Consider the following 12,312-nt stretch of genomic DNA (forward strand, 5'->3'; position numbering starts at 1 on the left):
AATGTCACCGATCTCATTTACTCTCTAGCAAACCTTAGAATCCGTATTACAAAAATCTGAAAATCTGGAGAATTTAATGGAAATTCGTAACATATTTAAGGTAAGTGCTATCACGACTGCGCTTGTCCTTGCAGGCTGTGGCGGTGACATCAATATTAATGAAGGTGATGAAGTAGTAACAACTCCAACAACACCAACTACACCTACAACACCAACAACACCGACTACCCCTGATGTAGATACGCCGTTCTCTCTTGGCTTTGCCACAGACGTATCAAGCGAATTCTCAGGAACGATTACAGATAAGCCTGTTTATCGTTTAGATACCGATTTAACTATCACTCAAGATATGACCTTAACGAACGATGCTCACTGGATCATCAAAGGTCGTACGGCGGTTGGTAACGACAACGCTGATGCAGCGGTATTAACTATTCAAGAAGGTACTACAGTAATCGGCGAAGATGGCGATGACTTCTTGGTTGTTCGTCGTGGCTCTCAAATTGACGCATCTGGTACGTCTTCAGCGCCTATCGTGATGACATCGGTACAGGACGTTACTGGTGAAGAAACTTCAATCGGTCAGTGGGGCGGTGTGGTTCTACTAGGTAATGCACCGACCAACCTTTGTAATACGGGTGACGACGCAGATACTTCTGACGAAGAACTTGCAAACTGTGGTGTTTCTGCAGAAGGTGATGCCGGTCTATACGGCGGTAATAACCCAGAAGATAACTCAGGTACACTAGAGTACGTTGTAGTTAAGCATGCGGGTAAAGCACTGGCATCAGGTGACGAGCTAAACGGTATTTCATTCGCTGGTATTGGTTCAGGCACTACAGTTAACTATATTCAGGTTCACCAAAACCTTGATGACGGTATTGAGTTCTTCGGTGGTACAGTTAACGTAAGTAACGTTGTACTTACTGACATCGGTGACGATTCGCTAGATTGGTCATTTGGTTGGACTGGTAGCGCAACTAACGTTTATATCCAACAGTCAGCTGACGGTGGCGACAACGCAATCGAAGCGGATAACAACGAAGACAACCCGTCTTGGTTACCGCTAACTAAGCCAACTATTTCAAACGTGACTATTGTTAGTGCAGACAACACCAATGGTGTACGTCTACGTAATGGTACGGCAGGCGTGCTTTCAAACGTTCTAATAACGGGTTCAGCACTTGCAAACAACTGCCTACGTGTAAATGGTGACGAAGCAATTGCTAACGCTGAGTCGGGCGAGCTTTCTATTACTGATTCAATTGTTGCGTGTGAAACGCCTGCGAACAACTTTGGTTCTGACACCATTAACGGTGGCACTACTCAAGCATGGTTTGAAGGTCAAGATGGCAACAGCGTATTAGCTGCTTCTGCATTAATGCTTGAAGACAACGGTTACTTCCCAACTGCCTCTTCTCCGGTTGCACTTGGCGGCGGTCAATATATCGGTGCATTCAACCCTAATGGCACAGACTGGACTGTCGGTTGGACGGTTGGCGTAAACGGCGGTTTCCCAACTGACGTTCAAAACGCACTTGCACAGGGTTTAGCAACAGACGTATCGGCTGACTTCGACCTAGACAAGCCGGTTTACGAAATTGCTGCAGACACCACATTCACATCTGACGTTACTCTTACCAACGATGCTTACTGGCTAATTAAAGGCCGTACTGCAGTAGGTAACGATAACGAAGACAGCGCAACACTATACATCGAACAAGGCACGACTGTGTTTGGTGAGCAAGGTGATGACTTCTTAGTAGTACGTCGTGGCTCAATGATTGAAGCTAACGGTACAGCAAGTGCACCTATCACGTTTACCTCTGTACAAGATCTTAACGGTGATGAAACAGGTATCGGCCAATGGGGCGGTATCGTACTTCTAGGTAATGCACCAACTAACCTATGTAATACCGGTGACGATTCAGATACCTCTGACGCTGAACTTGCTGCATGTGGTGTTGCTGCTGAAGGTGATGCAGGCCTTTACGGCGGTAATAACCCAGAAGACAGCACGGGTTCACTTCGCTACGTAGTAGTTAAGCACGCGGGCCGCGCTCTAGCAGCGGGTGACGAGCTAAACGGTATTTCATTTGCAGGTATCGGTTCAGGCACTAAAGTTGAGTACATTCAGGTTCACCAAAACCTGGACGACGGTATTGAGTTCTTTGGCGGTACAGTTAGCGTACGTAACGTTGTGCTTACTGATATCGGTGATGACTCGCTAGATTGGTCTTTCGGTTGGACCGGTAACGCGCAAAACGTTTATATCCAACAGTCAGCTGCTGGTGGCGACAACGCTATTGAAGCTGATAACAACGAAGACAACCCAGCGTGGCTTCCACTCACTAAGCCTACTATTTCTAACGTAACTATCGTTGGCGCTGACTCTACTAACGGCGTACGTTTACGCAACGGTACTGCGGGTAATATTCGCAACCTGGTTGTTACTGCTGGTGAAGGCTACTCTAACTGCCTACGTGTTAATGGCGACGAGTCAATTGCTAACGCAGTATCTGGCGAACTGTCTGTAGAACATTCAGTGGTTGCTTGTGAATCAGGCAATAACTTTGGTTCAGACACTATTGGTGGTGGTACTACTCAGGCATGGTTCGAAGGACAAACGGGCAACAGCGTACTTACTGCTGACGCGCTAATGCTTTCTAACGATGGCTTTACACCTCGCTCTGGCTCACCACTTCTTGGTGCGGGCGTTGATGTATCAGAAGAGAATGATTTCTTCGCAGCAACTGACTATATCGGTGCGTTTGACGGTGACAACAACTGGATGGACGGTTGGACTGTTGCGGTAAACGATAGCATTCCGGCTGACGTTACAACGGCACTAGAGCAAGGCTTGGCGACTGACGTGTCTGCTAGCTTCCCTGATATTACTGACAAGCCTGTTTATCAGCTTGCAGCTGACACTGTGTTTACTACTGATGTATCGCTAACTAACGATGCTCACTGGCTAATTAAAGGTCGCACAGCGGTAGGTAACGACAACGCTGACAGCGCTTCACTTTACATTCAGCGCGGTACGACAGTATTCGGTGAAGATGGTGATGATTTCTTAGTTGTTCGTCGTGGCTCTAAGATTGAAGCGTCTGGTACTGCAACACTGCCAATTACCTTCACATCTTCAGAAGATATGACTGGTGGCGAAACAGCTATTGGCCAATGGGGCGGTCTGGTTATTCTAGGTAACGCACCAACAAACCTGTGTAATACAGGTGACGACGGTGATACTTCTGAAACTGAACTGGCTAACTGTGGTGTAGCTGCAGAAGGTGATGCAGGCCTATACGGTGGTGCAGACAGTGAAGATAACTCAGGTACGCTTCGCTACGTTATCGTGAAGCACGCAGGTAAAGCACTTGCGGCAGGTGATGAGCTAAACGGTATTTCATTTGCGGGTGTAGGTAGTGGCACTGAAGTTGACTTCATCCAAGTTCACCAAAACCTAGATGATGGCGTTGAGTTCTTCGGTGGTACAGTGAACGTAAGCCACTTAGTATTAACGGCTATCGGTGATGACTCTCTAGACTGGTCATTCGGTTGGACAGGTAAGGCGCAGTACGTAGTTATCAAGCAAGATGCAGCGGGCGGCGACAATGCGTTCGAAGCTGACAATAACGAAGATAACCCTGCGTGGACACCTCTGACTACACCAACAGTATCTAATGTAACAATCTTAGGTGCAGACAATACAAACGGTGTACGTCTTCGCAACGGTACAGCGGGTACAATCAAAAACCTAGTGGTCACTGGTGGTGCAAACTACAGCAACTGCCTACGAGTGAATGGTGATGAGTCAATTGCTAATGCGGCAGCAGGTTCACTAACTGTTACACACTCAACAGTAGCATGTTCATCTACGAGTGCTTTCGGTTCAGACACAATTGGTACAGACAGCACACAAGCATGGTTTGAAGGTCAAGAAGGCAACAGTGTACTTGCTGACACTGCAGCACTTGGCCTTGATTCAACAGGTTTCGTACCTGCAAGCAATTCAGTTTTATTAGGTTCAGGCTTCGACGCTTCTACTTTGGACGCTTTCTTTGATAGCACAGACTTCCAAGGTGCATTCGACGGTGAGTCTGACTGGACACTGGGTTGGGTAACTGTTGGTCTTCAAGACTAATAAGTGAATGCAAGACACAGTAAAGCTAAGGCGTTCTTACGCCTTAGCTTTTGTGTAAGCGCAGCTACCTGATTACAGTTTCTTAGGAGTTACACAATGAAAAACAATCAAACGTCAGCATTTAAAGTCGGTGGACTTTCGCTGGCTATCGCGTCCATTCTTGGCGCAAGTGCGTTACCGTTATCAGCAGTAGCACAGCAATCAGAAGACGAAGTAATTGAAGAAGTCGTTGCTACGGGCACGCGACTTAAAGGAACCGCAACGGCGGTTTTACAAGAGCGTCAAAATCAGGCGTTCGTTGCTGATATTCTTGGCGCAGAACAAATTTCTCGTACCGGTGACGGCGATGCCGCTGCTGCACTTCGACGTGTAACAGGTCTTACGCTAGTTGACGGTAAATTTATCTACGTTCGTGGTTTGGGTGAGCGTTATTCAAGCACACAGCTAAATGGCATGACGGTACCAAGTCCGGATCCTACGCGCTCGGTTGTACCGCTTGATTTATTCCCATCAAGTATCATCGAAAGCCTGAACGTTCAGAAATCTTACTCACCCAATATGCCTGGTCACTTTGGTGGTGGTAACGTAAACATTCGCACTAAATCAATCCCATCTGAATTTGTATTTAATGTAAGCGCAGGTGGCGGTTGGAATACGCAAAACAGCGACACCGGTGTTTTCTATTCTGGTGGCGGCGATGATTGGACTGGTCGTGACGACGGTACCCGTGCACTGCCTGACATTATCAGCTCAGGTCTTGCTGCAAATGGTTCTGCAGGCTTTGAGGGTGACCGTACAAGAACTCTGGCTGAAACGCAGGATATCCTAAGTTCATTTAACTGGGACATCGGCCCAGACGAAAAGTCTGTAGACCCGAACTTCAGCTTGGGTACGACCATTGGTAACAATTACGTATTCGACAACGACTCTGTACTTGGTTTCCTTGCAACGGTTTCTTACAGCAACGAATGGACAGTTGCCGAAGAGATGTTAGGTAACGATATCGGTGGTGGTCAGGAAAATCCACGCTTCACTAAATATCGCGACATGGTGTCTACTGAACAAAACGTACGTTGGAGCGGCATGTTCAACGTGGGTTACGAGTACAACAGCAACCACAAAGTAGAACTTGTGAACATGATCCTTCACGACATGCGTGACCGTGTTCGCGATGGATACTATTTCGACGAAAGTGAATCTAACCCTGGCGTGGAAGAATTCCGCCGTATGGATATTATTTTCGAAGAGCGTGAAATGGTTTCTTCACAGCTTAAAGGCACGCACAACTTCCTTAACTTGTTGGACGGTGTGTTTTTCGATTGGTACGTGGGAACTAGCCGTGCGTCTCGTGAAGCGCCGGATATCATGGAGGTAACATTCCAGCAGTTCTACGATGAGTCAGGTGCATTAGAGCTTGAGCGTCTTGATGATACGCCAGGAACTAACCTTAACCGTCAATATCAGGTGCTTTATGATGAGTCTGATACCTATGGCTTCAACGTGTCTACTGCGTTCTTCGGCGATGGCTACGACGTTGAACTTAAAGCCGGTATGGATTACTACGACAAAACCCGTGACGGTAACAATATCGACTTAGCGGTGCGTCATTTTGGTATTTCTTCTGACTTTAAAGAAGGTAGTCGTTTGAACGAAATTTTCTCACAAGAAAATATCTATAACGACGACTTCTACACCAGCTCAACGGGTAGTTCTGTGTTTCAGGACAACACAGGTGCAGGTGATAAGTATTCTGCGGCAACTAAACTTACCGCAGGCTATTTCATGGTTGATGCATTCTTCAACCAGAAGTTCCGCGTAAGTGGCGGTGCTCGTTATGAAGACTTCCAGCAAGTATCAATTCCATTTGTCGAGCATTCTGATACGTTTGCGGATGATACCGATGCGATTGTTGACAGTATCTACAACGAAACTGATGTACTACCGTCATTGGCTTTCACTTATATCCCAAGTGAAGAAATGCAGTATCGCTTTAACATAAGCCAGACACTAATTCGTCCTGACCTACGTGATATTAGCTCAACCTTCTTTATTGACCCGCTGACAGAATTCCTTGTACGTGGTTCTCCTTCATTGGTTGAAACTGAATTGACCAATATCGACTTCCGTTGGGAGTGGTATATGTCACAGGGTAACAACTTGTCTGTTGCACTTTTCTATAAAGATATGGAAAACCCTATTGAGATGGTGCAGTTTGACGGCGGTGAAGGTGTACCTCAGCTACTAACGGCTAACGGTCAGGAAGGTGAGTTGTACGGTATCGAGTTTGAATTCTTGCACGACCTTGGCTTTATTGGTGATAACTTCAGTAACTTCTTTGTATCAGGAAACATGACGCTTTCCGATTCAGAAGTAACCATTGGTAGTGGCGATCAAGAATCACTGTTCTCTCAGCAGGCACGTGAAGCTTACGGCGGTACTATTACGGCGACCATTACTAACGACAAACGTCGTCTAGTAGGTCACTCGGAATGGGTTGCTAACCTTCAGCTAGGTTGGGATTCTGATAACGGTGAGCATTCAGCGTCATTAGTTTATAACTCATTCGGTGAACGTATCATTGCACCTGGCGTACGTGGTTTTGAAGATGGTATTGAAAAACCGTTCCATTCATTGGATGCCGTTTATACTTACTATCCAGACTTCAACACTACGATTAAATTACGTGTACAAAACCTCTTTAACGATGAGAAAGAAATTGAGCAAGAAGGTCTTACGCTGCGTAAGCTCAGCGTAGGTACAGGTATTAATGCTTCAATTACTTATAACTTCTAAGAAAATACATCCAGTTCTGCTTCTCTAATAAGGGAGCAGCAACAATCGCATTAAGCCCGGTTTTCCTGCCGGGCTTTTCTTTTTGTGACAATAGTCATCGATTTATGACAGTTTCGTAATAAAACTGTCACAGAAAAATCCTATCCTACGCGCAGAAATTTATAGTCGGATACAACCGATTTCTTTTAACTTTAAAGGTTTGAATGTATGAAGCTTATCAATGCCTTGCTTGTAGCAGGTGCGCTAGCAGCGACACCCGTGCTTGCACAAGACGATGAAGTCTTAAAACCCGTTGTCGATGAGGCAGCGAAAATAAACGAGTCAGCGGCGAAATCGCAAGAAAAGATTAACGGTATTACCGATCAAATCGACAGCAAACTTCAACAGTTCAAAACATTGATGAAAGAAATCGAAGGCCTTGAGGTTTATAACACTCAGCTTCGTAAGCAAATCAATAACCAAGAACAAGAAATGGCAGACCTGAACGCTGCTATCGATGAAGTGTCTGTTGTTGAGCGTCAAATCACGCCACTAATGATGCGCATGATTGACGGCCTAGAGCAGTTCGTTGCGCTAGACGTACCTTTCCTTCCTGAAGAGCGAGCAAATCGCGTTGCTGACCTTCGCGCCATGATGGACCGAGCTGACGTTGCAGCGTCTGAAAAATTCCGCCGCGTAATGGAAGCGTACCAAGTAGAAATGGACTATGGCCGCACTATGGAAGCGTACAGCGGTATTCATTCAATTAACGGTCAAGAGCGTGACGTTGAATTCCTACGCCTTGGTCGTACAGCGCTAATTTATCAAACACGTGATGCAAGCATGCAGGGTGTTTGGAACAAGCAAACTCGTCAGTGGGAAGAGCTTGATAGCAGCTACCGTACACAAATTACAAAAGGTCTGCGCATGGCGAAGAAGCAACTTGCACCAGACTTGCTAATGCTGCCAGTGGCAATTACAGACTAAGAGGTTGATGAGAATGTTTAACACAGTAAAACGTATCGCTGTTGGTCTAGCAGCCCTTAGCATCAGCGTTGGTGCTTTCGCACAAAGCGACCGTGCTATGGACTTAGACGCACTTCTTAAGCAATTAGAAGAAGGTCAGTTCGCACAGTCTCAGCAAAACAAACAGCGCGAGCGTGATTTCCAAGCGCAACGTGCAGAGCAAGATCGCATTCTTCGCGAAACCCGTGAAAAGCGCGACCAAATGCTTGCACAATCAGAGCAGCTTGAAACTCAGTTCGAAGAAAACGAATTTAAACTGGCTGACTTAAACGGTGCACTAGACACGCGCCTCGGTTCACTTAAAGAGCTATTCGGTGTACTTCAGCAAATCGCTGGCGACACCAAAAATAAATTCTATAACTCAGTTATTTCTGCACAAATTCCGGGTCGTGCTGACTTCCTTGATAAAATGGCACAAGACATGGGTTCAAGCTCTAAACTTGCATCAATTGAAGAAATTGAGCGCGTTTGGTTTGAAATGCAGCGCGAAATGACGGAAGCCGGCAAAGTCACCACCTTCACAACTGACGTTGTTGAAGCGGGCGGTGAAAAAGTGAATAAATCGGTAGTACGCGTTGGTCCGTTTGCTCTAGTTGCTGATGGCAAATACTTAGACTACAACGGCGTAACCGGCACAGTATCTGAGTTAGTACGTCAGCCTGCTGACCGTTACATGGACTCTGCTGCAGAACTACAAGCATCAAATGGTGAACTCGTTCAGTTTGGTATCGACCCAACAGGTGGTTCAATCCTTGGGCTTCTTGTTCAAGCGCCTAACCTTAAAGAGCGTGTAGAGCAGGGTGGTGTTGTAGGTTATATCATCCTTATCGTTGGTGCATTCGGTCTACTACTTGCACTTGAGCGCTTAGTAACGCTTACGCTAACGCGCATGAAAGTGAACAAACAGCTTAAGAGCAAAGAAGTTAATACTAACAACCCGCTTGGCCGTGTACTTAAAGTTCGTGATGAATATCCAAACGCAGATGTAGAAGCACTTGAGCTTCACCTTACAGAAGCGATTTTAGGCGAAGTACCTAAACTAGGTCGTAACCTAACTATCATTAAGATTATCTCAGTAGTTGCGCCGCTTATGGGTCTACTAGGTACGGTAACCGGTATGATTAATACCTTCCAGGCAATTACCTTGTTTGGTACAGGTGACCCGAAACTAATGGCGGGTGGTATTTCAACTGCACTTGTAACAACAGTACTAGGTCTTGTTGTAGCGATTCCAATGACACTGCTTTACGCAATGCTAAACACACGTTCGAAGAACATTGTGTACATCCTACAAGAACAGGCGTCTGGCGTAATTGCAGAGCGCGCTGAGCGAGGCTAATCATGATCGAGTTTCTAGAAGCAATTCGCGATTTCACAGAAACAGGTGGCCAGGTTCTCCTGGTCATCGGTCTGCTGATATTCGTTATGTGGCTTTTGATCCTCGAGCGTGCGATGTATCTGATGGTTTGGCATAAGCAAGCCAAGAAAGAAGCGGTAGCAATGTGGACAGCACGTACCGATCGTTCTTCTTGGTTCGCAGAGCAAGTTCGTCAGAAGACAATTTCACAGTTAACCATGCGCCTAAACGGCAGCATCCCAATTATCCAGTCACTGGTTGCGCTTTGTCCGCTGCTAGGCTTGATGGGAACGGTTACCGGTATGATTGAAGTGTTCGATGTAATGGCTATTGCGGGTTCAGGTAATGCTCGTTCAATGGCATCAGGTGTATCGAAAGCTACCATCCCGACAATGGCGGGCATGGTTGGCGCACTTTCAGGCGTATTCGCCGCTACCTGGTTAACTCGTATGGTGAAATCAGAACGCACGCATCTTGAGGATGCATTGATTATTCAACGTTAATGCTAGCTAAGCGTTAAGGTAAGGTATTTATTATGAAGCAGCACTTTCAAAACTTAGTCGATGAAGAAGAAGCAGCCATCGACATGACGCCCATGCTGGACGTTGTATTTATCATGTTGATCTTCTTCATTGTGACTGCGTCATTTGTGAAAGAAGCAGGTATTGATGTTAACCGTCCTGAAGCAGCCACTGCTGTGAAAAAGGACCGCGCTAATATCCTTATCGCTATTTCAGATAAAGGCGAAATTTGGATTAACAAACGTCGTATCGACGTTCGCGCAGTTCAGGCGAACATCGAGCGCTTACACGCCGAAAACCCTCAGGGTACTGTTGTGATTCAGGCCGACAAGAAGGCTACAACAGAAACCTTGATTAAGGTTATGGATGCGTCGCGAGCCGCTGGCGTTTACGATGTTTCGATTGCAGCCCAAGAGCAATAAATCATGCCACGATATTTAATCGCATTTGTTATTTCCCTTGCGATCACGTTAGGCCTGTTCTTCTTGATGCAATCGCTTATCAAGATGGGTGGCAGTGCACTAACTGAGCCGCCAAAGGGAAGCGTGCTTGACTTCGTAAGGGTTAAGCAGGATGAACAGGTTGAGAAAAAAGATCGTAAGCCGAAAAAGCCACCTAAGCCTGAAGAGCCGCCACCGCAAATGGAGCAGCCTCAAATGGACTCACCTTCTCCAGATGCGGAAGGCACGTCGATGGACTTTGGTGCTGAAGTCGGGGACGACATCTCGCTAGAAGGCGGGTTGGCTCTTGAATCTGGTGACGGTGAATATCTACCTATCGTTAAAGTAGCGCCAGTTTATCCACGACGTGCACTTCAACGGGGTATTGAAGGTTTCGTTATTGTTGAATTTACAGTAACTAAGCAAGGCGCAGTACGCGACCCAATTGTTGTCGAAGCTAACCCTTCAGGTATTTTTGAACAAGCGGCGATAGATGCTGCTATGAAGTTTAAATATAAGCCTCGCGTGGTTAACGGTGAAGCAACAGAAGTGTCTGGTGTGCAAAACCGTATTACGTTCCAAATTGACGGGTAACAGAACATGATGAGAAAACAAACGAATACCTTGCTTAGTGCACTGGCGTTTGCATTTGCATCGGCCACGGTATCTGTACCTACTATGTTCATTGCTTCTAACGCAATAGCGCAAGAGGCTGAGCAGCAAGATGGACAAGAGATAAAAGCTAGCGATAAGCAAACCCGTCGGGTACCAACGCTTCGCGGCAAAGTCTACGAGCAACTAGCCCGTGCACAAACGGCAGCAGATGAAGCTGGCGATGTAGAAGAAGCTATTTCCATTTTGAAAGAAGTGGAAGATAAGTCTCACTCTATGAACGCCTACGAAAAAGCCATGATGTACAACTTTTTCGGCTTCATTTATTACAACAACGAAGACTATACAAAGGCGTTAGAATCGTTCGCGAAAGTCGTAGAGCAGCAGCCTATTCCTGAAAAGTTTGAAATGACCACGCTTTTCAGTTTGGCTCAGCTTAACCTTATGCAAGGTAATTACGACGACACCATCACTTATTTGGAACGTTGGGAAAGCCTAAATACAGGCCCTGTACCGGTTAAAAATAAAGTGATAAAGGCCCAGGCGTACTACCAAAATAAACAGTACGACGAAGCTGCAATGTGGATTTCTGAAGCCGTTGCCGATCACGAAGCAGAAGGCATGATCCCTGATGAAGGGTGGTTAATTCTTCAACGTGCTATTTTTTACGAACTCAAGCAGCCTCAGAAGGTTAAAGACGTTCTTATTAAAATGGTGAAGTTGTTTGACGAGCCTAAATATTGGATCCAGCTAGCTGGTATGTATGGCGAGCTAGGTGAAGAGCGCAAGCAGTTGGCTATTATGGAAACCGCCTATCAGCGCGGGTTCGTTAATACATCCGCTGATGTGTTTAACATGGCGCAGCTTTATTACTATCACCGTGTACCTTATAAAGGTGCTAAGTTGATGGAGCAGGCGATGAACGACGGTGTGCTTGAGAAAAACTTGCGCAACCTTAAGTTCTTAGGCCAAAGCTGGTCACTTGCTAAAGAGCAAGACAAAGCCATTCCGGTTATGATGCAAGCGGCTGAACTGTCTGAAGACGGTGAGTTAGATGCACAGTTAGCGCAAATTCTTCTTAATGAAGAGCGTTTTGACGATGCGATTGCTGCGGCCGACCGCGCGTTTGAAAAAGGTGAATTAAGAAACCCTGGTTTGGTTTACTTGATAAAAGGCATGGCCCTTTATAATAAAAAGCAATATGCCCTTGCCCTTAACCAATTAGCAGAAGCTGAAAAGCATCAGAAAAGCCGGGCTATGGCACAGCAGTGGAAGCAGTTTGTCCAAGGCGAAAAACGCCAGGCTGATGCCATCGCTGCCGAGCTTGGCGCAAGTTAAGCCCTGCGCTCAACACGTATACTTTTTGAAAAGGTCGATAATATCGACCTTTTTTTATGACATTTATTTACTCTCTCCATCATCAAAACGTCGCTCACC

Annotated in this window: 8 protein-coding genes; all 8 read left to right on the forward strand. The window is 46.1% G+C overall.

Translation table 11 applies throughout. The features are described from left to right. The first annotated feature begins 76 nt into the window (after positions 1-76). Positions 77-4,147, forward strand: a complete 4,071-nt coding sequence (locus E5672_RS00775) for a beta strand repeat-containing protein (RefSeq protein ID WP_136780502.1) — start codon at positions 77-79, stop codon at positions 4,145-4,147. A 96-nt stretch (positions 4,148-4,243) separates the two neighbouring features. After that, positions 4,244-6,940, forward strand: coding sequence for a TonB-dependent receptor domain-containing protein (locus tag E5672_RS00780; protein WP_136780503.1), 2,697 nt, complete (start codon positions 4,244-4,246; stop codon positions 6,938-6,940). A gap of 207 nt (positions 6,941-7,147) precedes the next feature. After that, positions 7,148-7,906 (forward strand): DUF3450 domain-containing protein, encoded by a 759-nt coding sequence (locus tag E5672_RS00785; protein WP_014948287.1) that lies wholly within the window; start codon positions 7,148-7,150, stop codon positions 7,904-7,906. 13 nt (positions 7,907-7,919) lie between these two features. Continuing rightward, positions 7,920-9,284 carry a MotA/TolQ/ExbB proton channel family protein gene (locus tag E5672_RS00790; RefSeq protein ID WP_136780504.1) on the forward strand — a complete coding sequence of 455 codons (1,365 nt, stop codon included), beginning with the start codon at positions 7,920-7,922 and terminating at the stop codon, positions 9,282-9,284. A 2-nt stretch (positions 9,285-9,286) separates the two neighbouring features. Further along, positions 9,287-9,805, forward strand: coding sequence for a MotA/TolQ/ExbB proton channel family protein (locus E5672_RS00795; protein ID WP_014978335.1), 519 nt, complete (start codon positions 9,287-9,289; stop codon positions 9,803-9,805). Positions 9,806-9,837: 32 nt separating this feature from the next. Next, on the forward strand, positions 9,838-10,245 hold the full coding sequence (locus E5672_RS00800) for an ExbD/TolR family protein (RefSeq protein ID WP_071817097.1): 408 nt from the start codon (positions 9,838-9,840) through the stop codon (positions 10,243-10,245). Between the two features lie 3 nt (positions 10,246-10,248). Then, entirely contained in the window at positions 10,249-10,857 is a 609-nt protein-coding gene (locus tag E5672_RS00805) for an energy transducer TonB (protein WP_014948290.1), read from the forward strand. 6 nt (positions 10,858-10,863) lie between these two features. After that, positions 10,864-12,213 carry a tetratricopeptide repeat protein gene (locus E5672_RS00810; RefSeq protein ID WP_136780505.1) on the forward strand — a complete coding sequence of 450 codons (1,350 nt, stop codon included), beginning with the start codon at positions 10,864-10,866 and terminating at the stop codon, positions 12,211-12,213. Positions 12,214-12,312 lie beyond the last annotated feature (99 nt).

The organism is Alteromonas portus (genome assembly GCF_005117025.1).
GTDB classification, from domain to species: Bacteria; Pseudomonadota; Gammaproteobacteria; order Enterobacterales; family Alteromonadaceae; genus Alteromonas; species Alteromonas portus.

Coding starts and splice junctions, on each gene's coding strand:
- E5672_RS00800 (WP_071817097.1), top strand. CDS start 9,838: ATGAAGCAGCACTTTCAAAACTTAGTCGATGAAGAAGAAGCAGCCATC.
- E5672_RS00775 (WP_136780502.1), top strand. CDS start 77: ATGGAAATTCGTAACATATTTAAGGTAAGTGCTATCACGACTGCGCTT.
- E5672_RS00790 (WP_136780504.1), top strand. CDS start 7,920: ATGTTTAACACAGTAAAACGTATCGCTGTTGGTCTAGCAGCCCTTAGC.
- E5672_RS00785 (WP_014948287.1), top strand. CDS start 7,148: ATGAAGCTTATCAATGCCTTGCTTGTAGCAGGTGCGCTAGCAGCGACA.
- E5672_RS00780 (WP_136780503.1), top strand. CDS start 4,244: ATGAAAAACAATCAAACGTCAGCATTTAAAGTCGGTGGACTTTCGCTG.
- E5672_RS00795 (WP_014978335.1), top strand. CDS start 9,287: ATGATCGAGTTTCTAGAAGCAATTCGCGATTTCACAGAAACAGGTGGC.
- E5672_RS00805 (WP_014948290.1), top strand. CDS start 10,249: ATGCCACGATATTTAATCGCATTTGTTATTTCCCTTGCGATCACGTTA.
- E5672_RS00810 (WP_136780505.1), top strand. CDS start 10,864: ATGATGAGAAAACAAACGAATACCTTGCTTAGTGCACTGGCGTTTGCA.